The organism is Allobosea sp. FG18 (assembly GCF_057809495.1).
The window spans coordinates 28,774-54,637 of sequence record NZ_JBMDKB010000013.1; the positions used below are offsets into that span (position 1 = coordinate 28,774).

A 25,864-nucleotide genomic window follows, 5' to 3' on the forward strand; every position below is an offset into this window, starting at 1 on the left:
ATCGGAGAACGATATTGGCCGAGGTCAAGCCCCAAGCCCGCCCGCTTTCGCCCCACCTCCAGATCTACCGCTGGTCCTGGACGATGGCGATGTCCGTCGCCCACCGCGTCACCGGTACGGGGCTTTATCTCGGCACGGTGCTGGTGGCCGCCTGGCTTGTCGCCGCTGCATCCGGTCCGGCTGCCTTCGATACGGCGCAGGCCATCGCCGGCTCCTTCCTCGGCCGGCTCGTGCTCTTCCTCTACAGCTTCTCGCTGATTCACCACATGTGCGGCGGTCTCCGGCATTTCGTCTGGGACATGGGCAAGGGCTACGAGCCCGAAACCCGGATGAACATGGCGAAGTTCACGCTCGTCGCCTCGGTGAGCCTGACGGTCCTGATCTGGATCGCCGCCCTGGTCCTGCGCTGAGGAGCCCCGCCATGCTGTCCAATTCCTCGATGCGCACCCCGCTCGGCCGCGTTCGCGGCCTCGGCTCCGCCAAGTCCGGCACCGGCCATTTCTGGCTGCAGCGCGTCACCGCCGTCTCGAACCTGATCCTGACGATCATCTTCGTCGGTATCGTCATCGCGCTGGTCGGCCGGCCCTATCCGGCCGCGGTCGCGCTTCTGTCGAACCCCTGCGTCGCGATCCTGATGCTGCTCTTCATCCTGTCGGCCTGCATCCATATGCGGCTCGGCATGCAGGTCATCATCGAAGACTACGTCCAGTCGGAGGGGGCCAAGGTCCTCGCCGTGATGGGCAACACCTTCTTCGCCATCGCGATCGGCGCCGCCAGCGTCTACGCGGTGCTGAAGCTGTCTTTTGGAGGCTGATCCGATGGCGATCACCAAGTCCCGCCCGGCCCCGGCCTATACCGGCACCGCCTATCCGATCACCGATCATACCTTCGACGTCGTCGTCGTCGGCGCCGGCGGCGCGGGCCTTCGTGCTACCGTCGGCTGCTCGCAGGCCGGCCTGCGAACCGCCTGCATCTCGAAGGTGTTCCCGACCCGCTCGCACACCGTCGCGGCCCAGGGCGGCGTTGCCGCCTCGCTCGGCAACATGGGCAAGGATACCTGGCAGTGGCACATGTACGACACCGTGAAGGGGTCGGATTGGCTCGGCGATCAGGACGCCATCGAATATCTCGTGCGCAATGCGCCGGCCGCCGTCTACGAGCTCGAGCACTGGGGCGTGCCCTTCTCGCGCACCGAGGACGGCCGCATCTATCAGCGTCCCTTCGGCGGCATGACCACCGAATTCGGCGAGGGCCCGCCGGCCCAGCGCACCTGCGCCGCGGCCGATCGCACCGGCCACGCCATGCTGCACACGCTCTACGGCCAGGCGCTGCGCTATAATACCGAGTTCTTCATCGAGTATTTCGCGATCGACCTGATCATGGACGAGGACGGTCATTGTCGTGGCGTGATCGCGCTCAAGCTCGATGACGGCACGCTGCACCGCTTCCGTTCGCAGCAGACCATCTTGGCGACCGGCGGCTATGGCCGCGCCTATTTCTCGGCGACCTCGGCCCATACCTGCACCGGCGACGGCGGCGGCATGGTGCTGCGCGCCGGCCTGCCGCTGCAGGACATGGAGTTCGTGCAGTTCCACCCGACGGGCATCTACGGTTCGGGCTGCCTGATCACAGAGGGCGCGCGCGGCGAGGGCGGCTATCTCACCAATTCCGAGGGCGAGCGCTTCATGGAGCGCTATGCCCCGTCAGCGAAGGACCTCGCCTCGCGCGACGTCGTCTCGCGCTCGATGACGATGGAGATCCGGGCCGGCCGCGGTGTCGGCAAGGACAAGGACCACATCTACCTGCATCTGGACCATCTCGACCCGAAGATCCTGCACGAGCGCCTGCCCGGCATCTCGGAGAGCGCCAAGATCTTCGCCGGCGTCGACGTGACCCGCGAGCCGATCCCGGTCCTGCCGACCGTGCACTACAACATGGGTGGCATCCCCACGAACTATCACGGGGAAGTGCTGACCAAGGTCGGCGGCGATCCGGACACGGTGGTGCCTGGCCTGATGGCGATCGGCGAGGCCGCCTGCGTTTCCGTGCATGGCGCCAACCGCCTCGGCTCGAACTCGTTGATCGACCTCGTGGTGTTCGGCCGCGCGGCCGGCCTGCGCTGCGCCGACACGGTGACGGCGGGCGAGAAGCAGCCGGAACTGCCGAAGGGTTCGTCCGATCTCGCGCTGACCCGCCTCGACAAGTACCGCAACGCCTCGGGCGGTACGCCGACCGCGGTGCTGCGCGACCGGATGCAGCGGACGATGCAGAACAACTGCGCCGTCTATCGTGAGGGCGACACGCTGGAAGAGGGCCACAAGCTCATCCACGAGGTCTGGAACGGCATCACCGATGTCGGCACGAAGGATCGCTCGCTGATCTGGAACTCCGACCTGATCGAGACCCTGGAATTCGACAACCTGATCACCCAGGCGGTCGTGACCATGGACTCGGCGCTGAACCGTCCGGAAAGCCGCGGGGCGCATGCCCGCGAGGATTATCCGAACCGCGACGACAAGGACTGGATGAAGCACACGCTCGCCTGGATCAACGACGAGAAGCGCACGATCACGCTCGATGACCGGCCGGTGCACACTTACACGATGTCCAACGACATCGAGTACATCAAGCCCAAGGCACGGGTGTACTGAGGGACTCCGATGGCTGAATTCAATCTCCCGAAGAACTCCCGCCTCGTCGAGGGCAAGGCCTGGCCGAAGCCGGCCGGCGCCAAGAAGCTGACCGAGTTCAAGGTCTATCGCTGGAGCCCGGACGACACCGAGAATCCGCGCACCGATACCTATTATGTCGACCGCGACGATTGCGGGCCGATGGTTCTCGATGCGCTGATCTGGATCAAGAACAAGGTCGACCCGACGCTGACCTTCCGCCGCTCCTGCCGCGAGGGCATCTGCGGCTCCTGCGCCATGAATATGGACGGCAAGAACGGGCTCGCCTGCACCACTGGCATCGACGAGTGCGGCGGCACTGGTAAGAACGCGGGCAAGGTCGCGATCTACCCGCTGCCGCACATGCCCGTCGTCAAGGACCTCGTGCCTGACCTGACGCGCTTCTACGCCCAGCACGCCTCGATCGAGCCCTGGCTGAAGACGACGACGCCGGCTCCCGAGAAGGAGTGGCGCCAGGCCAAGGACGACCGCGAGAAGCTCGACGGGCTCTACGAGTGCATCCTCTGCGCCTGCTGCTCGACCTCCTGCCCGAGCTACTGGTGGAACGGCGACCGCTATCTCGGCCCGGCCGCGCTGCTGCAGGCCTATCGCTGGCTGATCGACAGCCGCGACGAGGCGACCGGCGAGCGGCTGGACAACCTGGAAGACCCCTTCCGGCTCTATCGCTGCCACACCATCATGAACTGCGCGAATGCCTGCCCGAAGGGCCTGAACCCGGCCAAGGCGATCGCGGAAGTGAAGAAGATGATGGTCGCCCGTCAGGTCTGACGAAGGGCGTCATCCCGTGCGCGCTGCGGCATGCAATGCCGCGGTGCAGACACGGGACCGGTTTCCGATAAGGGCGCGTTTTCGTCAGAGGGCGCGCCTTTTCGTTGAAGAGGCGCGTTGTCCTGAGGGCGGTCCCGCATCTGCGCCGCAGCGCGTGCGGGATGACACGCTTCATCAGCGGATATAGCGGCCCGGCCGGAACGGCGTCGGATCGATCGGCGGCTTTTCCCCGCAGACCATCGCGGCGATCATTTCGCCGGTGATCGGGCCGGTCGAGAAGCCGATATGCTGGTTGCCGAAAGCGAGCCAGAGGCCGGGATTGCGGGGAGCCTCGCCGATTATCGGCAGGGAATCCGGCAAGGTCGGCCGCGCGCCGCGCCAAGTTTCGCCGACCACCTCGCCAAGTGGGAAGGCCTCGCGGGCCGCGGCGGTCGCGCCGTCGATCTGGCGGTGCTCGTCCGGGGCATCGCGAAACGACAGATCGACGCCGCTGGTGACGCGAAAACCCTGCTCCATCGGCGCCATGTAATAGGCGCCGTCGACATCGTAGATCGGCCGCGACAGGCCGGTGCCGGCGTCCGGCTTGAGATGGCGGTGATAGCCGCGCTCGACATCGAGCTTCGGATCGATCCCGAGCGGCTTCAGCAGGTCGCTGCTCCAGGGGCCGAGCGCGACGACCACGATATCGGCGTCGAAGCTGCCCGAAGTGCTGCTGGCTCGCCAGCCATTGCCGTTGCGGGCGAGGCCGGTGATCGCGGCCTGCTCGATCCTGCCGCCACGCTGGGCAAAGAGCGCGGCATAGGCTTCGGTGACGGCGCCGGGGGAATCGACCGAGCCGACGCAGGGGATCAGGAGCCCGGCCGGGAAGATCGGGTTGAGGCCGGGCTCGATGCCGGAAATGCCCTGCCGGTCGAGAACCTGCGACTCGATGCCATGGCTCTTCAGGAAATCATGCTCGGCCCGGGCGGCGTCATGGCCGGCCTCGGTGCGCCAGAGCTTGAGCGTGCCATTCTCCCGCAGACGGTGCGAGACGCCGGCCTCGGCCATCAGGGCGCGGTGACGTTCGACCGTGCTCGCCGTCAGCGCCTGCAAGGCAGTGATGCGGGCCTTCGCCTGCGAGGGCCGGGCTTCCCAGAGGAAGCGCAGCAGCCAAGCCGGCCGGCTGAAAGCGCGAGCCCAGCTCAGGTTGAGCGCCGGGTGGCGGTTGCCGAGATAGCTCGTGATCTTGGCGTAGAGCGAGGGGTTGTTGAGCGGCAGGATCGAGGAGGCGGCGAGCACGCCGGCATTGCCATAGGAGGTTTCGCGGCCGGGCGCCTTGCGGTCGATCAGCGTGACACTGAGCCCGCGCTTCTGGAGTGCGAGCGCGCAGGAGACGCCGACCATGCCGGCGCCGAGAACGAGAGCTGTACGGGTCAAGGTGATGCTGTTCCGGCTTCCGCCGGCTCCTTCAGCCAATGGTCGAGAAAGGCGTCGAGCCAGAGCCGGATCGCCGGGTCATGCTGGAACCAGCCGGGCACATGGGTATGGCCGAGCTGGGCGCCCGGCATCAGCGTGCGTTCATAGCCGCGCACCGACCAGCGATACATCATCGCTGGCGTCACCTCCGGGTGGAACTGGACGCCATAGGCCTTGCTGCCGGTGCGGATGGCCTGGACCGGGAAATCCCCGCCGGTCGCGAGGCATTCCGCTCCGTTGGGGCAGTCGAAGCCGTCGCGATGCCATTGATAGACCGTGCTCGGCCAAGTGAAGCCTGCCGTCGTTGCATGGGAATGGCCGGCATCGGTGACGGCGAGCGGATAATAGCCGACCTCGGCCCGGCCCTCGCCATGGGTATAGACGCGCGCGCCCATATGCTTCGCCAGCATCTGTGCGCCCAGGCAGATGCCGAGGAAGGCGGCATCCTCCTTCAGGCAGGTGCCGATCCAGTCGATCTCGGCCTTGATGAAGTCTTCGGGATCGTTCGCGCCCATCGGGCCGCCGAAGATCACCGCGCCGGCGTGCTCGCGCATGGTCTGTGGCAGGGAATCGCCGAAGCGCGGCCTGCGGATGTCGAGCGCATGGCCGCGCGCCTGGAGCAGACGGCCGACGCGGCCGGGCGTCGAATGCTCCTGATGCAGCACGACCAGCACCGGCTTTGGCGCGGGGTCTGGCTTGCGGGCGGTAAAGGGAGGGCGGGTGCGGCGGGCCGGGCGCATGGGGAAGGCGTGGTCGTTCATCACGGACTTCAAAGTCGCTTGCGCGTGACGTCTAGGAACGACAGCGCGCGAAGCCATGCCAGATCGCTCCCAAGCATGCGGTTCCGGGCGGAGCGAAGCAAGCAATTTATGCGCCGGCATGCGGCAACCATCCGGCAATCTTCGATCTGCTTATCGCCGCGGCAAGGGCGCGAGGGGCGTTCAGCTTGACGTTCGCCGCCTTATCTGAGATGAGAATGAACATTCATTCTCATTGTTTCGAGTTCCAATGTCACCCGTGGTTCCCGCCTCGTCGCCCGAGTCCGTCCTGTCGGAACGGCATATCCGCATCCTCGACGCGGCCGAGCGTGTGTTTGCGCGCGCCGGTTTCCATGCGGCGACGATGCAGGATGTCGCGGCCGAGGCCGGCATGAGCCCAGGCAATCTCTATCGCTATTTCTCCTCGAAGGACGCGATCATCGAGGGCATGACCGAACGCGATCGCAGCCTGATCGCCGAGGATTTCGGCAGGCTCTGTCCGAATAACGGCTCGCTGCTCGACCAGCTCGAGGCGCTTGGCCGCAAGCATCTGGTGGATCAGCCGCGCGAGAAGGCGGTGATCGCCGTGCAGATCTGGGCCGAGGCCGCGCGCAATCCGGGCATGGCGCGGATGTGCGCGGATATCGAGGGCACCGTGATCCAAGGTCTCGCCGCCGCGATCAGCGAGGCCAAGTCCAATGGCGAATTGCCGCCGCGGCTCGACGAGGGGCGCTTCCTGATGGCGATCTCGATGATGGCGGACGGCTTCTTCTGCCGGAGGGCGATGGACCCGAATTTCGATGTCGTCGCGGCGGCCGACACGCTCTTCGACGGCATGCGCCAGCTCGCCCAGACCATGCTCCTGCCCGAAACGGAGACGCAGTCGTGATCTCTGCTTCCGCCGGGCTTTCTCCGCTTCCGTCCGACCGTATGGCCGCAACAGGATTCTCTTCGATGTCCCTTCGTTCGATCGTTCCGCTGAATGCGATGATCGCTCTCGCCCTGCTGACGATGCCGTTGCCGTTGCAGGCGCAGACCGCCGGGCAGGCCGCACCAGCCGCGACCGGACCGTCCGTCTCGGTGACGCAGGCGCAGACCACCGAGATCGTCCAGAGCGTTGTCGTCTCCGGCTCGGTCGTCGCGCGCGATGAGATCCTGGTCGCGCCGGAAGTCGATGGTCTCGCGATCATCGAGCTGCTGGCGCAGGAGGGTGACAAGGTGGCGGAGGGGCAGGTTCTGGCCCGTTTGAGCCGTGTGACGCTCGATGTCCAGAAGGCGCAGAACGACGCGCAGATTGCGCGCGCCGAGGCGCTGATGGCGCAGGCCAGAGCCCAGATCGCAGAGGCCGACGCCAATCTCGTCCAGGCCAACAATGCCTTCGACCGGACCAAGGCCCTGCGCGAGAGCGGCAACACCAGTGTCGAGACGTTTGACCAGCGGGCCGCCGCTGCCCGTTCCGGACAAGCACGCGCCAACTCGGCCCGGCAAGCGCTGGCGATCGCCAGTGCGGACCTCGCCTTGGCCCAGGCACAGGGCAAGGATATCGCGGTGAAACTGGCGCGCACCGAGATCAAGGCGTCGCGTGCCGGCGTCGTCAGCCGACGCACGGCGCGGCTTGGCGCGATGGCGAGCGTGCTGCCGCAGACCGATCCGCTGTTTCGGATCATCGCCGACGGCGCGGTCGAGCTCGAAGCGCAGGTTGCCGAGGTCGAGCTTCCCAAGCTCAAGCTCGGGCAGGGCGTCGCGGTGACCCCGGCCGGTGCCAATGACGCGCTGGCGGGTACGATCCGTCTGATCATGCCGGAGGTCGACAAGGCGTCGCGGCTCGGCCGTGTCCTTGTCGCGCTCGACGGCAATCCGCCGGTGGCCATCGGCTCCTTCGCGCGCGGGATCATCGAGACCGGCCGCAAGCGCGCCGTCACCCTGCCGCTTTCGGCCATCACCTATAACCGGGCCGGCGCGACCGTTCAGTCCGTCAAGGACGGCAAGGTCACCACCAAGCCGGTGACGCTCGGGCTGGTCGGCCATGGCCGCGCCGAAATCGTGAGCGGCATTGCCGAGGGCGAGACGGTCGTGGCGCGTGCCGGAACCTTCGTGCGTGACGGCGACATCGTCACGCCGGTCGCGACGAACTGACGGGCAAAAGCATGAACGTCAATTTCTCCGCCTGGTCGATCCGGAAGCCGGTTCCGGCCATCCTGCTTTTCGTCGTGCTCTGCGTGCTCGGGCTGCTTGCCTTCTCGAAGCTGCCGGTCACGCGCTTTCCGAATATCGATATTCCGCTGGTCTCGGTCACCGTGACCCAGTCCGGCGCAGCGCCGGCCGAGCTGGAGAGCCAGGTCAGCAAGCGCGTCGAGGATACCGTCGCCAACATCACCGGGGTGAAGCATGTCACCTCGACCCTGACCGACGGCCAGTCGCTGACGCTGATCGAGTTCCGACTCGAAACCAACACCGACCGCGCCGTCAACGACGTCAAGGACGCCATCGCCAAGATCAGGGCGGAGCTGCCGCGCACCATCGACGAGCCGATCATCCAGCGCATCGATGTCGAGGGCCAGTCGATCCTGACCTATGGCGCGGCCTCGGCCGGCATGACGCTGGAACAGCTCTCCTGGCATGTCGACGATGTCGTCGCGCGCGAATTGCAGGGGCTGAAGGGTGTCGGCCGCGTCGAGCGCTATGGCGGCGTTGATCGCGAGATCCGCATCTCGCTCGACCCCGATCGCCTGCTCGCGCTCGGCATCACCGCGGGTGAGGTCAATCGCCAGATCCGCGCGACCAATGTCGATCTGGCCGGCGGGCGCGGCGAGGTCGGCGGGCAGGAGCAGGCGATCCGCACGCTCGCCGGTGCGCGGACTGTTGCGGACTTGGCCGAGACCAAGATCACGCTCTCCGGTGGGCGCGAGGTCCGCCTGAAGGAGCTCGGTCGCGTCGAGGACTCGAATTCCGAGCCGCGCGCCTTCGGTCGCCTGAACAAGAGCCCGGTCGTGACCTTCGCGGTGTTCCGCTCGAAGGGCTCGAGCGAGCTTTCGGTCAAGGATGTCGTGGCGCAGCGCGTATCGGAGCTGAACAAGCGCTTCCCCGACATCCAGATCACGCCGATCGACGACGCCGTCGCCTATACCTACGGCAACTACAAGGCCGCGATGGAAACGCTGCTGGAAGGCGCCGGCCTCGCGGTCCTCGTCGTCTTCCTGTTCCTGCGCAACTGGCGGGCGACGCTGATCACGGCGGTGGCGCTGCCGCTCTCGGCCATCCCCACCTTCTGGGCGATGGAGCTGATGGGTTTCTCGCTCAACCTCGTCAGCCTGCTCGGCATCACGCTGGTGACGGGCATCCTCGTCGACGACGCCATCGTCGAGATCGAGAACATCGTCCGGCACATGAAGATGGGCAAATCGCCCTATCGCGCCGCGATGGAAGCGGCCGACGAGATCGGTCTCGCGGTCATCGCGATCACGCTGACCATCGTCGCGATCTTCGCGCCGGTCTCCTTCATGGGCGGTGTCGCCGGCCAGTATTTCCGGCAGTTCGGCCTGACCGTTGCGGTTGCTGTGCTGTTCTCGCTCCTGGTCGCGCGCCTGATCACGCCGATGATGGCGGCCTATTTGATGAAGCCGGTCGACCATGCCGATCCCAAGGACGGCTGGGTCATGCGCGGCTATGTCGGCCTGCTGAAGGGCACGCTGAAGAAGCGGCGCATCCCGTTCTTCCCGCGCTTCGACGGCACCGGGCGCTGGCGCAGCATGCCGTTCAACACGGCCTATGCGACGCTGGTGATCGGCTTCCTATTCCTGATCGGCTCGATCCAGGCGACGCAGATGCTGCCGACTGGTTTCATCCCGGACGAGGATACCTCGCGCGTCGTCGCCTCGGTGGAGTTGCCGCCCGGCTCGACGCTGGAAGACACCCGCGTCACCACCGACAAGCTCGTCGATGTCCTGAAGACGATTCCCGAGGTGCGCGACGTCTTCGTGCTCGGCGGGGCGTCGCCGACCGGCCAGCGCGAGGTGCGCCGCGCCGCGGTCTTCATCCTGCTCAAGCCCAAGGCCGAGCGCGATATCGCCCAGAAGGAACTCAAGGTTACGATCGCCGCGAAGCTCGCCAGCGTGCCGGATGTGCGCGCCTGGTATGTCAACGAGCGCGGCGAACGCGAGATGGCCTTCTCGATCCTGTCGAAGGACGGCGAGGCGCTCGATGCGGCCGTCGCCAAGATCGAGGCGCGGATGCGCCAGATCGACGGCTATCTCAACGTCGCGACGGCGGGCTCGCTCAGCCGGCCGGAATTGCGGGTGACGCCGAAGCTGGAGGAGGCCGCCAATCTCGGCGTCACGCCCGAGGCGATCTCGGAAGCGGTGCGCGTCGCGACGATCGGCGATGTCGGTCCCAACCTCGCCAAGTTCAATGCGGGCGACCGGCTGGTGCCGATCCGCGTCCAGCTCGACGAGGCCGCCCGCACCGACATGCGCAATATCGCGGCTTTGCGCGTGACCAATACGAACGGCGTCTCGATCCCGCTGACGGCCGTCGCCGAGATCGGCTTCGGCGAAGGGCCGAGCTCGATCGACCGCTATGACCGTGTCCGCCGCGCGCAGATCGGCGCCGACCTCAAGCGCGGCTTCGAGCTCGGCACGGCCCAGGACAAGTTCCAGGAGATCGTCAGGGAGGTCGGCCTGCCGGATGGTGTCTGGATCGCTGCGACCGGCGATGCCGAGATCCAGGGCGAGGTCGTGCAGGGCTTCATCACCGCGATGACGACCGGCCTGATGCTGGTTCTGGCGGTGCTGATCCTGCTGTTCGGCTCGGTCTTCCAGCCGATCACGATCCTGCTTTCGCTGCCGCTCTCCTTCGGCGGCGTGGTGATCGCGCTGCTCGCGACCAACAACGCCGTCTCGATGCCGGTCTATATCGGTCTGCTGATGCTGATGGGCATCGTCACCAAGAACGCGATCATGCTGGTCGATTTTGCGGTGGAGGAGGTCGGGCGCGGCAAGGACCGCTTCACGGCGCTGATCGAGGCCGGCCGCAAGCGGGCAAGGCCGATCCTGATGACCACGATCGCGATGGCGGCGGGCATGCTGCCCTCGGCCTATGGCGTCGGCGACGGCGGCGAGTTCCGCGCGCCCATGGCGATCGCGGTGATCGGCGGCCTGATCGTCTCGACCGTGCTCTCGCTCGTCTTCGTGCCGTCCTTCTACATGGTGATGGATGATCTCTCGCGGGGGACGGGCTGGCTCTTCGGCCGCTTCTTCGGCAAGGCCGAAGACGAGAGCCAGTGGGAGCCGATCGACGAGCACGCGGCGCCCGCGATCGCGACGGCGGAAGCGATGTCGAAGCCGGCGCCGCCGCGCATGGCGGCGGAGTGAGGCGTCAGGGCTGGAGTTCGAGCGGGAAGGGTGTGCGTTCGTAGATGTCTTCGAGGCCGTTGCGGGCAACGAAGTCGCCTTCCCATCCGTGGAGGAGGGAGGCGACTCCGGCACGGTCTCCATCGGCGATCAACGCGCCAAGTTCCGAAGCTTTCTCGTAATCGGCGCGCGGCCATGACGTCATGCGCAGGTGCCAGTCCTTGATCCGCTCGTAGATAGCCGTGGCCTCCTCGAAGCGGCCCAAAGCTGCAAGTATCTGAATCTGATACGGCTCATGGTGATTTAACCAGCCGTCATATTCATGAGATCGCGGCACTCCCTCGATTCGAAACATGTCCTCGATGGTCTGCACACGGCGCAGCATGGGCAGAATATTCGTCTCGATTTCCTCGACGGCTGTTTCGATGAAACCGGTTTCCGACCACCGGCTCGGCTTATCGCGGGGCAGCGGGAACCATTCGGCAGCGAGACCTGCCACCGAGCCGAAAGGTCCGAAGCAATGCCCGACATGCCAGAAAAAATTCGGATCATCGGCACGGGACGTGCGGTCGATCGAGATAGAGCGGGAGACATGTCGTACCGGCCTCAACATGAGGTAGGGCACCTTGAAGACGTAATGTTTTTTCACGATAAGATCGTCGTTGCGATCCAATAGTTGGTCGAACAGCGTCTTGATCTGCTTCTTCGTGGTCATTGTTTCGGCCTCACCTCCATGACAATGATCCGTCGAACCGGTTTGAATCCCAACTTTATGACATTAGCCAGAATATCGGCTCGCCGATCGGACAAGCCGGCTTTGCCAGTTTTGAGATCATAAACACAAAGCGTGCCATCATCTCGGTATTCATAGGCGTCCACGCGGATCGACCGTGGATACCCGTAGGGCACTTTCTGGCTATTGACGCCCTCCATGCGTTCTTTGAGAAATGATCGTTCAGCTTGGAATTTAAGGTCGTTCAGGTCTTTGACATATCGCGCGAAGCGCGTGTGGACATCCGTGCCATAAACGGTTGGCGACGGATAAAGATCAGGAGAGCCTGCAGCGTTGGCGGCGCGATCAGCCAGATTCCGAACATCCGGCAAGCGTTGGCAGGCCAGCTCGGCCTGTTCCTCCGTTATGCGCCCGGAAAAGCTGAGGTCGAGCTTGCCGGTCGTGCCGTCTCCCAGCTGATAATCGCGGGCATTGAAGCCCATGACGGCCTGCTGACCGTCGCTACCGTTGAGTGGCGATTGCCAGTTGAAGAGGATCGCGCCGCCGAGGAGGATCGTTGGCGCTGCCAGAAGCGGCGCAAAAGCCGGCTGCACCGTCGCATCGGGCTCTGGCCCGGACGGCGTCCAGATCGTGCGGGCGACAAGATCACCCTCGGGGCCGCCTTGATAGATCGACTGGACGTTGCCGGTCGTCTCGAAGCTGGTCTTGTTGCCGTCGGGCTGGATGACCGTCTGGCGCTCATCGAAGCCGGCGTCGCGCGAGGCGGCGTATTCCGACTGGATCGTCGTGCCCTGGCCATCCGTGACGGCCTGTTCGAAGATCGAGCCGTCTTCGTTCCAGCCCTCGCCGAGCGAGGCCCAGCCGGTATCGGCGTCGGGCGAACCGAAGCCCGGGAGGTCGGGGTTGTTTGCGGCTGAACCACCGCCTCCGCCCGCGCCGCTGGTCCATTGTCCACCACCGGCATTGCCGGAGGGGACGCGCGGCTGGTTGGGGTTGTATTTGCGGCGCCAATGATCGCGGCGGATCAGGCAAAGCTCGTCGCGCAGCCGCAGCAGGCGAAGCCGGGCGGCGCGAAGCTCGCGATCCTGATAAGGGTGCTGGAGGATCGGCATGAGGAGCTCCTGGACGGGAGCCCCAGTGTGATGCCGCTACGGCATACGGGGATAAGTCGGAGTGGACTTCATTCCGCCATGGCCTGCCGCCGCGCCAGCGCGTCCCGATAGGCCTGTGTCAGTTCGCCGAGCACGGACTGCGCGGGCTTGGGGGCGTCGAGATGGAGATGCCTCAGCTCCTGCATGAAGCGCTCCCACAGGGCCGGGCCGCCTTCGCTGAGCAGCTCGGCGCGGATCGAGAGTTCCTCGGTCACCGGCAGGAAGTGTCTGCCCCATTCGCCCATCGCGGCGAAGACGGGGACCAGCGCGATGCCCATCTCGGTCAGGCCATAGATCGCCTTCTGCTTGTGCGTGGCGTCGTCGCGGCGCGAGAGCAGGCCCTTCTCGACGAGGCGCTTCAGACGGTCGGCGAGGATGTTCGAGGCGATGCCCTCGTCCGATTTCGCCAGCATCTCGCGGAAATGGCGGCGATTGCCGAACATGATGTCGCGGAGCACGATCAGGCTCCAGCGATCTCCCAGGATTTCCAGCGTCAGATTGATCGGACAGCCCGAACGGCCGGTCTCGCGCATGCTCGTCTCCAAAACCGCTTGCAATATAGGATCGGTTTCGCTACCCAGCAACTGATTGCAAATCGAAACTGGTTTTGGTCAAACCTATCAGGAGGATGCGATGGCCAAGGTGATCGTCTGGAATCTGATGACGCTGGACGGGTTCTTCGAGGGCCAGGAGAAGTGGGATCTCGGCTTCCACGGAGATGCCTGGGGCGACGAGCTGTCCGAGCTGAGCAGCGATTTCGGCCACAAAGCCGGGCTGCTCGTCTTCGGCCGCGTCACCTATGAGGGGATGAAGGCCTATTGGACCTCGGCGGAGGAGGAGGGTGAGACCAAGGTCTTCATGAATGCCCTGCCGAAGCTCGTGGCCTCACGCAGCCTCACCGGCTCCGACTGGAACAACACGACGGTGACCGCCGATATCGCCGGGGAGATCACGCGCCGGAAAGCGGAAGCCGGCAAGGACATCTATGTCTTCGGCAGCGCCGAGCTGACGGAGTCGCTCTTGGCGGCCGGCCTCGTCGACGAGGTCATGATCGCGGTCGCGCCGGTCACGATCGGGCAGGGCACGCCGCTGTTCAAGCAGAACGCCGAGAAGCGGAAATATGCGCTGATCGCGGCCCGTCCCCTGAAGAACGGGACCGTAATCCTGCATTACGGCGTCAAGATTGCAGCCTGACGGGGCGGCTCAGCCGCGCCGGACCAGCAGCACGGCGGCGAGAATGGCGACGCCGCCGAAGGCCTGGACCGGGGTCGGCTGCTCGCCGAAGAGCGCCCAGGCGGCCAGCACGCTGACCAGAGCCGGCCAGACCATGACGAGCGAGGCGGCGCCGGCGCCATAGCTGCCGAGCGAGAGCGTGATCAGGCCCTGGCCGAGCGCATGCGAGACGAGGCCGAGCGCCGCGACCGCAAACCAGCCCTGAAGGCTCGCTGGAATGACCTGCTCACCCAGCGCTAGCGCGGCCACGAGGCAGAACACCGCGCAGATAACGCTGGAGACGAGGCTGACATAGCCGGCGCCGGCGCCGTCACGGGCGCGGCGTACTGCCAGGATATAGGCGGCGTAGGAGAGGGCGGCACCGAAGGCGAGGCCGTCGCCGAAGAGATTGCCGGTGACCTGCCCGGCGCCGATGAATTTCGGCAGCACCAGCAGGATCGCGCCCGCGACCGCGAGCATCAGCGCGCCGAGGATGCGGCGCGAGGGCTTGTCGCCGAGCACGACGCCGACCGGCGAGAGATTGCCGAGCAGCGAGGCATTGGCGATCGTCGTGTGGCCGAGCGCGGCGTTATAGAGTGTGACGTCGATGCCGAAGGTCAGGCCGGCCAGCGCCACCGCGATGAAGGCGCCGCGGCCGATCTTTTCGCCCGTGGGCCTGCGCTGCTCCAGTGCCGTCCAGGCGACAAGCACCGGCAATGCGAAGAGCATGCGCCAGAAGCCGGCGGCGGCCGGGCCGACATCGGCGAGGCGCACGAAGATGCCGGAAAAGCCGATACAGGTGGCGCCGGTGAGCAGCGCGAAGAACATCGCCAGCGCGGGCGATGCGGGCCGGACGGGAATGGCAGGGGCGGACATGGCGTCTTCTGACAAAAGGTGAAGCCAGCTTCGGCCGCGACGGCGCGGTCTGCTCGGTTTCGTTCGGTCGACGATATAGGCCGCTTCCTTCAATCGGAAAAACGGATTATTCTGATTTAACCATTCTTAAAACCGATCGATCTCGCGCGTCCCAAGGAGGCACGTCATGACCGCTCATTTCGACCTCGCCGCGCTCGGCATGCTGGTGGCCGTTGCGGAGACCGGCGGCTTCACCGCTGCGAGCGCCCGGCTGGGCCGGACGCAGTCGGCAATCTCGGTCCGCATCCAGGATCTGGAGAACCAGCTTGGCCACAAGCTGCTGGAGCGCTCGCGCCGCGGCGTCACGCCGACCGATGCCGGCGAGCGTCTGATCGCCCATGCGCGGCGCCTGCTCGCGGTCGAGCGCGAGGCCCTGGCTGACCTCGCCGGCGAGACGCCGACGGGGCGCCTGCGCATCGGCGTTCCCGACGACTACATGGACGCCTATCTCAGGCCATTGATCGCGCGTTTCGCCGTGGAGCATCCCAAGGTCGAGCTCGAAGTCGTCTGCGATCTCTCGAAGAAGATCGAGCCGGCGCTGAAGGCCGGCGATCTCGATCTCGCGGTGGTCTCGCAGGATCCGAGCCGGCCGATGGGCGAGGTGCTCCGGCGCGAACCGATGATCTGGGTCGCGGCGCGCGGCCATCGCCCGGAATTGCAGGAAACGCTGCCGCTCGCCCTGTTCTCGGAGGGTTGCCGGGCGCGCTCGCGGGTCCTCGGAGCGCTGAGCAGCGCGGGGCGGGCTTATCGGCTGGTCTTTTCCTGCTCGCATACCTCGGGCGTGCTCTCCGCGGTGGAGGGCGGCTTCTGCGTCACCGCGATCACGGAAAGCGCCGTTCCACCGTCGCTGCGCCGGCTCGGCGCGGCCGAGGGACTGCCCCCGCTGTTCGAACTCACGGTCGGGCTGATCATGGCCCCGCGCCCGGGGCTGGCGGCCCAGCGCTTCGCCGATTCCCTGCGCGAGGAGATGAGCGCTTTCCGGCTCGCGGCGTGATCCGGTCCATTGCCCTTTCCTCCGCTCATCACTAGTGAAACAGCATGAAATTCCTCGACCAGGCCAAGATCTATGTGAAGGCGGGTGACGGCGGCGCCGGCTGCGTCTCCTTCCGCCGCGAAAAATTCATCGAGTTCGGCGGACCGAATGGCGGCGACGGCGGGCGCGGCGGCGATATCGTCATCGAATGCGTGCAGGGGCTCAACACGCTGATCGATTTCCGCTTCCAGCAGCATTTCAAGGCCAGGACCGGCGAGCACGGCATGGGCAAGGATCGCCATGGCGCGAACTCGCCGGCGATCGTGCTCAAGGTGCCGCCGGGCACCGAGATCCTCGAGGAGGACGGCGAGACCAAGGTCGCCGACCTGACCGAGCCCGGTCAGCGCTTCGTTTTGTGCAAGGGCGGCAATGGCGGCTTCGGCAACGCCTATTTCAAAACCGCGACCAACCAGGCGCCGCGCCATGCCAATCCCGGCCTGCCGGGCGAGGAGCGCTGGGTCTGGTTGCGCCTGAAGCTGATCGCCGATGCCGGCCTCGTCGGCCTGCCCAATGCCGGCAAGTCGACCTTCCTCGCCACCGTCACGGCGGCGAAGCCCAAGATCGCCGATTATCCGTTCACCACCCTGCATCCCGGCCTCGGCGTCGTGCGCGTGGACGGGCGTGAGATGGTGCTGGCCGATATTCCCGGCCTGATCGAGGGCGCGCATGAGGGCCATGGCCTTGGCGACCGCTTCCTCGGCCATATCGAGCGCTGCCGCGTGCTGCTGCATCTGGTCGAGGGCACCAGCGAGCATGCCGGCAAGGCCTACAAGACCGTGCGCGAGGAGCTGGAGGCCTATGGCGAGGGACTGGCCGAGAAGCCGGAGATCGTCGCGCTCTCCAAGGTCGATGCGCTGACGCCGGAAGTGCTCAAGGAGCAGGTCGCGCGCCTGAAGCGGGCGGCAAAGCGCATGCCGATCATCCTCTCGGCGGCGTCGGGCGAGGGCGTCGATGCGGCGCTGCGCGCGCTCTTCGCCATCGTCGAGGAGGCCCGCCGCGATGAGGAGCGCGAGAACGCTCCGGTCGAGGAGACCGGCTGGCGGCCGTAAGGCCAAGCCGGCGCCTTAGCGGAAATTCCGCCAGGCGCCGACCCGATGGATGCTTTCGCGGTCGCGCTGGGCCTCGCCGAAGGGCGCGACCGGCCAATCCCAGCTCTCATCCGGCGCGGGTAGCGCGACGCCGCGCGTCAGGTCGAAGCGGTCGGTGACCGCGCCCGCCCGGTCACGCTCGATCATCTCGACATCGCTGAGCAAGACGACACGGCCGGGGAAGCGGCGGAGGTCCGCGAGATGCCAGGCTACGCATTGCGCGGGCAGGCCGGCCGGGAGCTGCCCCGCACGAGCGGGATGATCGTCCAGCCAGTCCTCGACCGGCCAGGCGAGCTGCGACATCAGATTGGCGGAGATGACGAGATCGACGGCCGGGTCGGCGATCAGGTCGGCCAGCGGATCGATACGTTCGCCCTCTTCTTCGGCAAGCCAGCCCATGAGGCCGGTGAGGTCGCGGGTCAGGAGCGTGACCTTGGGCCGGAAGCGCATGCGCAACCGGATCTGCGGCAGGTGGACGGCATCGACCAGCAGAATCTGCTCGAAACGCCGGCAGAGCAGCTCGAGCGGGATGTCGCGCAACAAGCCCGAGCCAAGGACCACGACCTTGCGGTGCCGCGGCAGCTCTGCCACGACCCCTGTCACCACGGCGCGACAGCGCTCGTGATGTGGATTCCAGGCCCGGTGCTGCCGGTTGCCGCGCGCCCAGAGCGCGACGCTCTCCCCGACGAGGCCGAGCCGGCGGGTCATCCGCGTGGCCGGTGTGACCAGGCTCAGGACAAGCTCGGCGAGCATCGTCCGTTCAGGTCAGGGCACCGCGTGCAGCGACCGGCCAGAGTGCCTCGACATGGGCGTCGGGCCCGTGCAGGCCGCGGACGCAGACATACCAGTCGTGCAGGTTGACCGTCGGGTCGCAATGGCCGGGGATCAGCAGCAGGCGGTCGCCGCGATGCGGCACCGCGACCGGATCGCCGGTCAGGACGCCGTGCTCGTCCGAGGGTTTCGTGTAGATCAACCCCTCGCGGCGGAAGGGCACGGGCATGCCGGAATCGACCGCCGCAGCCTTGTGGCCGGCGTCGACCACGGCACGATCCGGCACCGGCTTGCTCATCACGCCGGCGAGGACGAAGAGCGCGTGCTCGAAGCTGCGGAACGGCGTGCCGTCGGCCTGCCGGTTGCGGGCGTAATCGGCATCCATGAAGATGTAGGAACCCGGCTGGATCTCGTTCCAGATGCCGGACTGGGTCTCCAGTTCGTGGGTGCCGGTGCCGGCGCCGGTGACGATCTCGCAGGGCAGGCCGTGATGCTTGAGCCGTTCGACCGTGTTGCGGGCGGCGAGGCCTGCACGCTCGATCGCCTCGCGGCGCTCGTCGATCGAGCGCATGTGCTGGGCCGAGCCGTGATAGGCATGGATACCGGCGAAACGCAGCGTGTTGGAGCGCGCGATCGCCTCTGCCAGACGGACCGCTGCCTCGCCGGGCGCGGCGCCGCAGCGCCGGCCGCCGACATCGATCTCGACATAGACATCGAGCGTCACATCGTTGCGCGCCGCCGCTTCCGCCGCCTCGCGCACACCGTCGGGATGGTCGACGCAGAGGCCGATCTTCGCGGTACGGGCAAGGCGGGCGAGACGATCCAGCTTGGCCGCGCCAACGATCTCGTTGGTGACCAGAACGTCGCCGACGCCGCCCGCGACCAGCACCTCGGCTTCACCGACCTTCTGGCAGCACTGCCCGACCGCGCCATGGGCGATCTGGCGCAGCGCGATCTCCGGGCTCTTATGCGATTTGGCATGGGGCCGGAGCCGGATGCCATGGGCCTGGGTGAAGGCCGCCATGGCGACGAGATTGCGCTCGAACGCGTCGAGATCGAGCACGAGGGCGGGGGTTTCGATCTCGGCGAAGCTCTGGCCGGGCTGGGCCGGCGGGGAAAGCGGCATGAGGTCTCCTGAGTCGGTTGTGGCCATGGGAAGACAGCTTCGTGTCCGTAGCAAGGCCCCTCTTTCGCGCCCGGGCATGCGCCAGTGGCGCTTGCGGGGCGGCCATGATAGGCCCCCGGCATGAAGATCGGCCGCGTCACCGACGATACCCTCGCGCTCTTTGCCCGTGTCTGGCGCGAGCAGATCAGCTCCTATCTCCCGCAAATGCTGATGATTCTCGGCCTCGTCGTGGTCATCGCGGTGACCACGAGCTTCTATCCGCTCTTGATCAAGGCGGCGTTCGACGCCTTCGCCGATCCGCTGACGGCCGAATCGACCGGCTTCGTCCGGCGCATGGAGCGGCTGGTCTCGAAGTCGATCGGCTACGATATCGGCGTCATCAATGCGGTCGCGACCGTCGTCGTGATCGTCACCGCGATCAAGGGCTTCTCGCTGCTCGCCCAGACGGTGATGACCAACAAGGTCGTCAGCCGCATCGAGGCGAACATGCAGACGGCGCTCTACGGCCATCTGATCGATGCGGACCTCGCGCAGCTTCAGCGCGAGAACCCGGCCTCGCTCACCCAGCGCTTCACCACAGACTTCACCTTCGTCAAGGAAGCGCTGACCCGCATCGTCAATATCGCCATCCGCGACGTGGTCACCGCCATCGCGCTGGTGGGCGCGCTGATCTGGATCGACTGGCAGATGACGCTGGTCGTGCTCCTGATCGCGCCGGTGATCGCCCATCCGATCGGCAAGATCGGCCGCAAGCTCCGGCGCATGGCCAGTTCCCAGCAGGAACAGACCGGCCTGATGGCGAATCTCGTCACCGAGAGCCTGCAGGGCGCCCGCGTCGCCAAGACCGATCGGCTCGAACCCTATCTGAAGGGTCGCGCCGCCAACGCCTTCGAGGCGATCCGGGCGCTGAAGATGAAGGCGGCCAATGCGCGCGGGCGGCTCGATCCGCTGCTCGAGGTCGGCGGCGGCATCGCGGTCGCGGGTGTGCTTGCCGCCATCGGCGTGCGCATCACCTCCGGCAATTCGACGGTCGGCGATTTCACCGGCTATGTCTCGGCGCTCTTGCTCGCGGCCCAGCCGATGCGCTCGCTCGGCAATCTCAACGCCATCGTCCAGGAGGCCGGGGCCTCGCTGAAGCGCTATTACGCGCTGATGGACGAGAAGCCGCAGGTGCTCGACAGGCCCGACGCGAAGCCGCTTGCGGTCGGGGCCGGCGAGGTCGCCTTCCGCCATCTGCGCTTCCGCTATCGCGAGGACCAGCGCGCGCTGGAGGGGATCGATCTCGTCGCGCAGGGTGGCAAGACGATGGCGCTGGTCGGCCGCTCGGGCTCGGGCAAATCGACGCTGCTCGCGCTGGTGCCGCGTCTCTACGACCCGACCGAGGGCCGGATCGAGATCGACGGGCAGGACCTGCGCAACGTCACGCTCAGGAGCCTGCGCCGGCAGGTCGGCGTGGTCAGCCAGGATGTCGTGCTGTTCGACGACAGCGTACGGGCGAATATCGCCTTCGGGCGGCCGGAAGCCTCTGAGGACGAGATCGTCGCCGCGGCGAAGGCTGCTGCCGCGCATGACTTCATCATGGCGATGCCGGGTGGCTACGACGCCTCGGTCGGCGAGCGCGGCCACAAGCTCTCGGGCGGCGAGCGCCAGCGGGTCGCGATCGCCCGCGCGATCCTGAAGAACGCGCCGATCCTGCTGCTCGACGAGGCGACGAGCGCGCTCGACACCGAATCCGAGCGGCTGGTCCAGCAAGCTTTGGCGTCGCTGATGAAGGGGCGCACGACCATCGTCATCGCGCACCGGCTTTCCACCATCCGCGAGGCCGACATGATCGTCGTCATGGACGAGGGCAAGGTCGTCGAGACCGGCAGCCATGACGAATTGCTGGCGCGCGATGGCGCCTATGCCCGGCTGCACCGGATGCAGTTTCTGGAGGGGTGAGCCGAGTTGCCCTGACTCGGAACCACGCCGTCATCCCGGATCTCCGCTCCGCTGCGTCCGGGATGACCCGCGTTTCTGTGAACCAGGGTGAGTTTAACCCGCAGGTTGCTTCAGTACCGCGTTGAGCTCGACGGCATACTCCGCATCGAGCGGAGCGCCATCGCTCCAGCAATGGCGGACGATGGCGATGCGGCCTGAATCGATCAGGCTGTTCTCGTCGCCGGGACGACTCGTATGCGGCCGGCCGCGCCGGATGCGCCAGACGATCTTGTCGCCTTCTTCCGAGACGATATCCGCCGCGCCCGCGATCTTGTCGCGACCGATGCCGGCGAGGCCGACCTCGGTCGGCAGTTCCTTCGGCAGATTGACGCTCAGGAACGTGCCCTCGCGGGTCCATTGCGCGCGCGTCCGCCAGAGATTCTCGATCAGGGCAGCGAGCGCCGCGACGTCGCGCTCTTCGGAGGTGCCGCCCTTGGTCCGGGAGAAGCCGATGGCTGGCAGGTTCCAGAAGCTCGCCTCGCGGGCGATCGAGAGCGTGCCGGAATAGGCGGCGTCCTCGGCGGCGTTGCGCCCGTCATTGACGCCGGAAAGCACGAGATCGGGCTGCCCGCCATCGCGGAAGAGCACGGTCATCGCCGCGACGACGCAGTCGGCCGGGGTGCCGTTCAGCGCGTAGACTTGGCTTTCGCGTTTGCTGAGCGTCAGTTCCTTGTCGAAGGAGAGATGGTGGCTGGCGGCTGTCCATTTCCGCTCGGGCGCGACGACCCAGATATCGGAGGCGACGCGCGCGGCAGCCTGGCGCAGGAGGGCGATGCCGGGAGCGTCGATGCCGTCGTCATTGGCGATGAGGATGCGCATGGTCAGACTTCTGTTTTGCCGCATTTTCTTCACGCGAACCGGTACCCACTTCGCTTGAAAATGCTTCAGATCTCGATGGCGTCGCCGGGCTTGAGACCCGTGACGAGCTTGGGGATATCGGCAGCCAGCGTGGCGGCGGTCGCGGCATCGCAGGAATGGGCGAGGATGCGGCCGGCACCGCTTGCCGCCGCGATCGCGATATTCTCGGGCAGAGTCGGGTGGGTCGGGAAGCGTAGCCATTCGGCTTCGCCTGCGGCCAGCATGAGATCGGCCGGGCTGCCCTTGGGAATGCCGCCGGTGAGCAGGATGGGATAACGTTCGCGGCGGGCCTGCTCGAGTGCGACCTTGGAGGGACCGGCAAGCCCCATGCCGTCATCGACGAGCAGGGCGGCGGCGGGGAGCGATTGTCCCTCCTCCCAGAGCAGCGCCTCGGCGAAGCGGGCCGAGAGGATATCGGCGACGCCGGGCCTCAGCCAGGCGGTGGCCGCGATCTGCTGGGCCAGCGCCTCGCGCATCGAGGGGTGAATGGCGATGGGCGTGTCGATCAGTCCGATCAGCTCGACTGAGCGGCCGGAGAGCGGCGTCGGCAGGACGGCGCCTTGTGGATGGGTTGCGAGCCAGCGCTTGATGGCGGCGCCACGTTCGACGGCGGGGATGCGATCGGCGCCATAGGAGGCATCGACCAGCAGCAGGTCGCAAGGCGGCAGGGCGTCCATGGCGAAGACCGGGCTATCCGGCACGACATCGCCGCAATAGCCGAGCCTGCGGCCGCCTGCGCTCAGGTGGCACCAGATGCCGCCGACGACATGGCCGCTGCGACCGGTGCGGATCGCGATCGGGCCAATGGCGAAATCCGCGCCGGGCGCGATGATCTCGACGGGAGCTTGCCGGGCGAGGCTCCGTTCCTCGGGCGTCGCATAGGCGGCCAGTGTAGCATCCGTTTCGGCGGCGGATTCCGCGGTCATCAGGATGCGGCCGGAGAAGCCGTTGGCGAGGCACCAGCCGAGTGCCGCGACATGGTCCTCATGCGCGTGCGTGACGATGATCGCGTCGATGCGCTCAAGCTCGGCCCGCGTGATCGCCGGATGGTAGGTGGCGCCCCGCGCGCTGGTGTCGACGCCGATATCGAGCAGGAGCCGGGTCCCGGCGTGCTCGACGCCGATGCAGGTCCGGCCCTTCTCGCCGACCCCGCCATGAATCCTCAGTTTCATGTCGCCGGTCTCACGCAGCCTTGTCCAGGGAGACGCTCTCCGGGATGATCCAGCCGTCGCTGATGGCGATGCGGATGGCTTCGCCGGCCTGAGCCGGGGCGGGCTCGTCCGCGTCGAGATGCAGGACGATGTCCTGGTTGCTGGCGGGGCGCGCCTCCATGCGGAAGAAACCACCCTGATAGGACAGGCGCTCGACCGTGGCCGGGAGGCCGTCCTGTCCGGTTGCCGCGATGCCGATATCGCGGGCGCGCAGGCAGAGCTTTGCCTGATTGGTGACGGCCTGATCGGGCCGGCAGCGCACGACGGCCTCGATGCCGAGCACGCTGACCTTGCAATGGCCTGCCTGCGGCCCGGACAGGATGGTCGCCGGCAGCACCATGCCTTCGCCGATGAAGCCGGCGACGGTCACGTTGGCCGGCTCGCGATAGAGCAGCGAGGGCGTGGCGAGCTGGAGCAGGCGGCCGCGATCCATCACGGCGATGCGGTCGGCCAGCGCCATGGCCTCGGCCTGATCATGGGTGATGTAGACCATGGTCGTGCCGGTGCGCTCGTGGAAGCGGGAGAACTCCTCCTCCATCGAGGCGCGCAAGTGGACGTCGAGATTGGCGAGCGGCTCGTCGAGCAGCACCAGCGAGGGCTCGGTGACGAGGCAGCGGGCGAGTGCGACGCGCTGGCGCTGGCCGCCGGAGAGCAGGCCCGGCCGGCGCTCGTCGAAGCCTTTCAGCCCGACGAGGTCGAGCGCGGCGGCGACGCGCTTGGCTCGCTCGGGATCGCGCACGCCGGCGACGGTGAGCCCATAGGCGACGTTCTCCGCCACCGTCATATGCGGCCAGAGCGCATAGGACTGGAAGACGATGCCGAGCTTGCGATGCTCCGGCGGGATATGGGTCTGCGCCGAAGAGACCAGACGGTCGCCGATGCGGATCTGGCCGCCGTCGAGCTTGTCGAAGCCGGCGATCTGGCGCAGCAGCGTGGTCTTGCCGCAGCCGGAGGGGCCTAGCACGGCGAGGAACTCGCCGTCTTCGACCGCGATCGAGACGTCGTCGAGCGCGAGATAGGAGCCGAAGCGCTTCTGCGCGCGGTCGATGGTCAGTCGCGCCACGGCAGGACTCCCTGGGGCAGTTTCTGGGCGAAGAGGGTGGTGGAGGCCATCAGGCCGATCGTTACGAGCACGGTCACGGCGGCCAGCGCCGAGGCATAGGTGGAATCGCCGCCCTGCTCGAAGGAGAAGACGACGACGCCGAGCGTTTCCGCGCCGGACGACCAGAGCAGGGCCGAGACGGTGAGCTCGTTGAAGGCGGTGAGGAAGACCAGCAGCGCGCCCGCGACGGCGGCCGGTGCGACCAGCGGGAAGATGATGGTGACGAGGCGGCGCGGCAGGCCGGCGCCGGCGATCTGGGCGGCCTCCTCCAGCGTGCGGTCGATCTGGAGATAGCCGCTGATCACGGGGCGCAGGCCCAGCACGAGGAAGCGCGCGAGATAGGCGAAGACGATGATCCAGATCGTGTTGTAGAGCGAGACGTTCAGCACCGGCAGCGGCTTGAGGAAGAGCAGGATCGCGGCGATGGCGAGCACGACGCCGGGCATCGCGTAGGGCAGTTCGGCCGCGAGATTGAGCAGGCGCAGGGCGCGGGACTTCTTCCAGACGATGAAATAGCCGAGCGGCACGCAGATCAGCACGATCAGGGTCGCGGCTCCCGCCGACATCAGGAAGGAATTGACGAAGGCGCGCTTCGAGGCGGCGTGCTCGAACAGCACATAGGCGTAATTGGCGAGCGTCGCGGTCTTGGCATTGAGCGGCACGCCGAAGGCGGGGATCAGCGAGGTCGAGAGCAGGCCGAGGAAGGGCATCGCGAGCACGAGGATCGCGAAGGCCCACAGCCCGATTTCGACCGGGCGGCGCCAGCGGCCGAGCTCGAAGGGGCGCGCCGCGCTCGATGTCGTGGTGATCCGGAAATCGCGCCGGCGCAGCATCAGGTCCTGCAGGAGAATGCCGGCCATCGCGATCACGCCGATCAGCAGGGAGAGGATCGCGACCTCGGAGAGCACGCCGGGACCGAGACCTGAAAGACGCTGGTAGATCAGCGTCGGCAGGACGAGGAAATTGCCGGGAATGCCGAGAAAGGCGGGAATGCCGAAATTGCCGAGGCTGGAGACGAAGCAGAGCGCGATGCCGGCGACGAGCGGCGGTGTCATCAGGGGCAGGACGACGGTGCGCAGAACGGTCAGCGGGCTTGCGCCCGCGGCGAGGCCAGCCTCGATCAGCTCCTTGGGCAGGGCGCGCAGGCCGGCGCGCAGGGTCAGGAAGACCAGCGGCGCATATTGCAGCCCGAGCAGCAGGATGATGCCCTCGCGCGAGTAGAGCGGGTTGCGGCTGCCGAGCGGCGGCGCCATCCCGATCAGCTTGAGCAATGTGCTCGACGGGCCGAAGAGCTGAAGCCAGGCCAAGGCCGTGACCTGCGGCGCGATCATTAGCGGCAGGACGAAGCAGAAGGTGAAGGCGTTGCGGGCGCGGATATCGGTCAGCGTCGCGAGCAGCGCGACCGTGCCGCCGATCAGCGTCGCGAGAATCGTGCCGGCGATGGCGGTGGTGAGGCTGTTCCAGGTCGCTGTCCAGGTCGCGGGGCTCGCCATGACCTTGCCGAGCGCCGTCGCCGAGAGCTGGCCGCCGGGGGCGAGGCCCTCGACGATCAGGCGCCCGATCGGCAGCAGCGACAGGAGCGCGACGAGGCCGACGAGCCCCCAGAGGAGGCCCGTCTCCTCGACGCGCGTGCGCAGCGTCGCGGGATCGGCGAGAGACATGCGC

Annotated in this window: 23 protein-coding genes; 11 read left to right on the forward strand and 12 right to left on the reverse strand. The window is 66.9% G+C overall.

The window, feature by feature from the left end:
• The first annotated feature begins 11 nt into the window (after window positions 1-11).
• Genes sdhC through ACODTJ_RS15390 form a run of 4 tightly spaced genes read left to right on the forward strand, consistent with a single transcriptional unit; the run spans window position 12 to window position 3,458 of the window.
• Complete coding sequence (sdhC, locus tag ACODTJ_RS15375) at window positions 12-410, forward strand: succinate dehydrogenase, cytochrome b556 subunit (RefSeq protein WP_454658917.1); 399 nt, start codon at window positions 12-14, stop codon at window positions 408-410.
• Window positions 411-421: 11 nt separating this feature from the next.
• Window positions 422-814, forward strand: a complete 393-nt coding sequence (gene sdhD, locus ACODTJ_RS15380) for a succinate dehydrogenase, hydrophobic membrane anchor protein (RefSeq protein ID WP_454654529.1) — start codon at window positions 422-424, stop codon at window positions 812-814.
• Window positions 815-818: 4 nt separating this feature from the next.
• A complete protein-coding gene (sdhA, locus tag ACODTJ_RS15385; RefSeq protein ID WP_454654530.1) occupies window positions 819-2,651 on the forward strand; it encodes a succinate dehydrogenase flavoprotein subunit in 1,833 nt (610 codons plus the stop codon).
• A 9-nt stretch (window positions 2,652-2,660) separates the two neighbouring features.
• Window positions 2,661-3,458 (forward strand): succinate dehydrogenase iron-sulfur subunit, encoded by a 798-nt coding sequence (locus tag ACODTJ_RS15390; RefSeq protein ID WP_454654531.1) that lies wholly within the window; start codon window positions 2,661-2,663, stop codon window positions 3,456-3,458.
• A gap of 174 nt (window positions 3,459-3,632) precedes the next feature.
• Here the strand turns inward: ACODTJ_RS15390 and ACODTJ_RS15395 are convergent, their stop codons facing one another.
• Together ACODTJ_RS15395 and ACODTJ_RS15400 are read right to left on the reverse strand one after the other, a co-directional pair.
• Window positions 3,633-4,874 carry an NAD(P)/FAD-dependent oxidoreductase gene (locus ACODTJ_RS15395; RefSeq protein ID WP_454654532.1) on the reverse strand — a complete coding sequence of 414 codons (1,242 nt, stop codon included), beginning with the start codon at window positions 4,872-4,874 and terminating at the stop codon, window positions 3,633-3,635.
• The gene (locus ACODTJ_RS15400) at window positions 4,871-5,653 is read right to left on the reverse strand and encodes a glutamine amidotransferase (RefSeq protein WP_454658918.1); all 783 of its coding nucleotides are present in this window, start codon (window positions 5,651-5,653) and stop codon (window positions 4,871-4,873) included. The genes ACODTJ_RS15395 and ACODTJ_RS15400 overlap by 4 nt, the downstream gene beginning before the upstream one ends.
• A gap of 268 nt (window positions 5,654-5,921) precedes the next feature.
• Between ACODTJ_RS15400 and ACODTJ_RS15405 the strand changes: the two genes are divergently transcribed.
• The 3 genes from ACODTJ_RS15405 to ACODTJ_RS15415 all read left to right on the forward strand — a co-directional run bounded on the left by ACODTJ_RS15405 (window position 5,922) and on the right by ACODTJ_RS15415 (window position 11,040).
• The gene (locus tag ACODTJ_RS15405) at window positions 5,922-6,560 is read left to right on the forward strand and encodes a TetR/AcrR family transcriptional regulator (protein WP_454654534.1); all 639 of its coding nucleotides are present in this window, start codon (window positions 5,922-5,924) and stop codon (window positions 6,558-6,560) included.
• 65 nt (window positions 6,561-6,625) lie between these two features.
• On the forward strand, window positions 6,626-7,807 hold the full coding sequence (locus ACODTJ_RS15410) for an efflux RND transporter periplasmic adaptor subunit (RefSeq protein WP_454654535.1): 1,182 nt from the start codon (window positions 6,626-6,628) through the stop codon (window positions 7,805-7,807).
• Between the two features lie 11 nt (window positions 7,808-7,818).
• The gene (locus tag ACODTJ_RS15415; protein ID WP_454654536.1) at window positions 7,819-11,040 is read left to right on the forward strand and encodes an efflux RND transporter permease subunit; all 3,222 of its coding nucleotides are present in this window, start codon (window positions 7,819-7,821) and stop codon (window positions 11,038-11,040) included.
• A 4-nt stretch (window positions 11,041-11,044) separates the two neighbouring features.
• On the opposite strand, the gene ACODTJ_RS15420 is transcribed toward ACODTJ_RS15415, so the two are convergent.
• The 3 genes from ACODTJ_RS15420 to ACODTJ_RS15430 form a co-directional block, all read right to left on the reverse strand.
• The gene (locus ACODTJ_RS15420) at window positions 11,045-11,734 is read right to left on the reverse strand and encodes a hypothetical protein (RefSeq protein ID WP_454654537.1); all 690 of its coding nucleotides are present in this window, start codon (window positions 11,732-11,734) and stop codon (window positions 11,045-11,047) included.
• Complete coding sequence (locus ACODTJ_RS15425) at window positions 11,731-12,864, reverse strand: hypothetical protein (RefSeq protein WP_454654538.1); 1,134 nt, start codon at window positions 12,862-12,864, stop codon at window positions 11,731-11,733. The genes ACODTJ_RS15420 and ACODTJ_RS15425 overlap by 4 nt, the downstream gene beginning before the upstream one ends.
• Window positions 12,865-12,932: 68 nt before the next feature.
• Window positions 12,933-13,436 carry a winged helix-turn-helix transcriptional regulator gene (locus ACODTJ_RS15430; RefSeq protein ID WP_454654539.1) on the reverse strand — a complete coding sequence of 168 codons (504 nt, stop codon included), beginning with the start codon at window positions 13,434-13,436 and terminating at the stop codon, window positions 12,933-12,935.
• Between the two features lie 100 nt (window positions 13,437-13,536).
• Here ACODTJ_RS15430 and ACODTJ_RS15435 point away from each other — a divergent pair, with 100 nt between their 5' ends.
• Window positions 13,537-14,097 (forward strand): dihydrofolate reductase family protein, encoded by a 561-nt coding sequence (locus ACODTJ_RS15435; RefSeq protein ID WP_454654541.1) that lies wholly within the window; start codon window positions 13,537-13,539, stop codon window positions 14,095-14,097.
• A gap of 9 nt (window positions 14,098-14,106) precedes the next feature.
• Here ACODTJ_RS15435 and ACODTJ_RS15440 read toward each other — a convergent pair whose 3' ends face one another.
• The gene (locus tag ACODTJ_RS15440; protein WP_488849304.1) at window positions 14,107-14,991 is read right to left on the reverse strand and encodes a DMT family transporter; all 885 of its coding nucleotides are present in this window, start codon (window positions 14,989-14,991) and stop codon (window positions 14,107-14,109) included.
• A gap of 166 nt (window positions 14,992-15,157) precedes the next feature.
• Here ACODTJ_RS15440 and ACODTJ_RS15445 point away from each other — a divergent pair, with 166 nt between their 5' ends.
• Window positions 15,158-16,024, forward strand: a complete 867-nt coding sequence (locus ACODTJ_RS15445; protein WP_454654543.1) for a LysR family transcriptional regulator — start codon at window positions 15,158-15,160, stop codon at window positions 16,022-16,024.
• A 44-nt stretch (window positions 16,025-16,068) separates the two neighbouring features.
• Complete coding sequence (gene obgE / locus ACODTJ_RS15450) at window positions 16,069-17,112, forward strand: GTPase ObgE (protein WP_454654545.1); 1,044 nt, start codon at window positions 16,069-16,071, stop codon at window positions 17,110-17,112.
• Window positions 17,113-17,127: 15 nt separating this feature from the next.
• Here the strand turns inward: obgE and ACODTJ_RS15455 are convergent, their stop codons facing one another.
• Both ACODTJ_RS15455 and ACODTJ_RS15460 read right to left on the reverse strand, forming a co-directional pair.
• On the reverse strand, window positions 17,128-17,904 hold the full coding sequence (locus ACODTJ_RS15455; RefSeq protein WP_454654546.1) for a hypothetical protein: 777 nt from the start codon (window positions 17,902-17,904) through the stop codon (window positions 17,128-17,130).
• Between the two features lie 7 nt (window positions 17,905-17,911).
• The gene (locus tag ACODTJ_RS15460) at window positions 17,912-19,048 is read right to left on the reverse strand and encodes a DSD1 family PLP-dependent enzyme (protein WP_454654547.1); all 1,137 of its coding nucleotides are present in this window, start codon (window positions 19,046-19,048) and stop codon (window positions 17,912-17,914) included.
• Window positions 19,049-19,168: 120 nt separating this feature from the next.
• On the opposite strand from ACODTJ_RS15460, the gene ACODTJ_RS15465 reads away from it, so the two are divergent.
• The gene (locus ACODTJ_RS15465; protein WP_454654548.1) at window positions 19,169-20,989 is read left to right on the forward strand and encodes an ABC transporter ATP-binding protein; all 1,821 of its coding nucleotides are present in this window, start codon (window positions 19,169-19,171) and stop codon (window positions 20,987-20,989) included.
• 93 nt (window positions 20,990-21,082) lie between these two features.
• On the opposite strand, the gene surE is transcribed toward ACODTJ_RS15465, so the two are convergent.
• From surE to ACODTJ_RS15485, 4 genes are all read right to left on the reverse strand, one after another.
• Window positions 21,083-21,847: a 5'/3'-nucleotidase SurE gene (surE, locus tag ACODTJ_RS15470; protein ID WP_454654550.1), complete on the reverse strand. Its 765-nt coding sequence runs from the start codon at window positions 21,845-21,847 to the stop codon at window positions 21,083-21,085.
• Window positions 21,848-21,912: 65 nt separating this feature from the next.
• Window positions 21,913-23,058: an MBL fold metallo-hydrolase gene (locus tag ACODTJ_RS15475; protein ID WP_454654551.1), complete on the reverse strand. Its 1,146-nt coding sequence runs from the start codon at window positions 23,056-23,058 to the stop codon at window positions 21,913-21,915.
• Window positions 23,059-23,068: 10 nt separating this feature from the next.
• Window positions 23,069-24,160: an ABC transporter ATP-binding protein gene (locus ACODTJ_RS15480; RefSeq protein WP_454654552.1), complete on the reverse strand. Its 1,092-nt coding sequence runs from the start codon at window positions 24,158-24,160 to the stop codon at window positions 23,069-23,071.
• Complete coding sequence (locus ACODTJ_RS15485; RefSeq protein WP_454654553.1) at window positions 24,148-25,860, reverse strand: ABC transporter permease; 1,713 nt, start codon at window positions 25,858-25,860, stop codon at window positions 24,148-24,150. Before ACODTJ_RS15485 ends, ACODTJ_RS15480 begins: the two co-directional genes overlap by 13 nt.
• Between the last annotated feature and the right edge of the window lie 4 nt (window positions 25,861-25,864).

Coding starts and splice junctions, on each gene's coding strand:
- sdhD (WP_454654529.1), top strand. CDS start 422: ATGCTGTCCAATTCCTCGATGCGCACCCCGCTCGGCCGCGTTCGCGGC.
- sdhA (WP_454654530.1), top strand. CDS start 819: ATGGCGATCACCAAGTCCCGCCCGGCCCCGGCCTATACCGGCACCGCC.
- ACODTJ_RS15390 (WP_454654531.1), top strand. CDS start 2,661: ATGGCTGAATTCAATCTCCCGAAGAACTCCCGCCTCGTCGAGGGCAAG.
- ACODTJ_RS15400 (WP_454658918.1), bottom strand. CDS start 5,653: ATGCGCCCGGCCCGCCGCACCCGCCCTCCCTTTACCGCCCGCAAGCCA.
- ACODTJ_RS15405 (WP_454654534.1), top strand. CDS start 5,922: ATGTCACCCGTGGTTCCCGCCTCGTCGCCCGAGTCCGTCCTGTCGGAA.
- ACODTJ_RS15410 (WP_454654535.1), top strand. CDS start 6,626: ATGTCCCTTCGTTCGATCGTTCCGCTGAATGCGATGATCGCTCTCGCC.
- ACODTJ_RS15415 (WP_454654536.1), top strand. CDS start 7,819: ATGAACGTCAATTTCTCCGCCTGGTCGATCCGGAAGCCGGTTCCGGCC.
- ACODTJ_RS15420 (WP_454654537.1), bottom strand. CDS start 11,734: ATGACCACGAAGAAGCAGATCAAGACGCTGTTCGACCAACTATTGGAT.
- ACODTJ_RS15425 (WP_454654538.1), bottom strand. CDS start 12,864: ATGCCGATCCTCCAGCACCCTTATCAGGATCGCGAGCTTCGCGCCGCC.
- ACODTJ_RS15430 (WP_454654539.1), bottom strand. CDS start 13,436: ATGCGCGAGACCGGCCGTTCGGGCTGTCCGATCAATCTGACGCTGGAA.
- ACODTJ_RS15435 (WP_454654541.1), top strand. CDS start 13,537: ATGGCCAAGGTGATCGTCTGGAATCTGATGACGCTGGACGGGTTCTTC.
- ACODTJ_RS15440 (WP_488849304.1), bottom strand. CDS start 14,991: ATGTCCGCCCCTGCCATTCCCGTCCGGCCCGCATCGCCCGCGCTGGCG.
- ACODTJ_RS15445 (WP_454654543.1), top strand. CDS start 15,158: ATGACCGCTCATTTCGACCTCGCCGCGCTCGGCATGCTGGTGGCCGTT.
- obgE (WP_454654545.1), top strand. CDS start 16,069: ATGAAATTCCTCGACCAGGCCAAGATCTATGTGAAGGCGGGTGACGGC.
- ACODTJ_RS15455 (WP_454654546.1), bottom strand. CDS start 17,904: ATGCTCGCCGAGCTTGTCCTGAGCCTGGTCACACCGGCCACGCGGATG.
- ACODTJ_RS15460 (WP_454654547.1), bottom strand. CDS start 19,048: ATGCCGCTTTCCCCGCCGGCCCAGCCCGGCCAGAGCTTCGCCGAGATC.
- ACODTJ_RS15465 (WP_454654548.1), top strand. CDS start 19,169: ATGAAGATCGGCCGCGTCACCGACGATACCCTCGCGCTCTTTGCCCGT.
- surE (WP_454654550.1), bottom strand. CDS start 21,847: ATGCGCATCCTCATCGCCAATGACGACGGCATCGACGCTCCCGGCATC.
- ACODTJ_RS15475 (WP_454654551.1), bottom strand. CDS start 23,058: ATGAAACTGAGGATTCATGGCGGGGTCGGCGAGAAGGGCCGGACCTGC.
- ACODTJ_RS15485 (WP_454654553.1), bottom strand. CDS start 25,860: ATGTCTCTCGCCGATCCCGCGACGCTGCGCACGCGCGTCGAGGAGACG.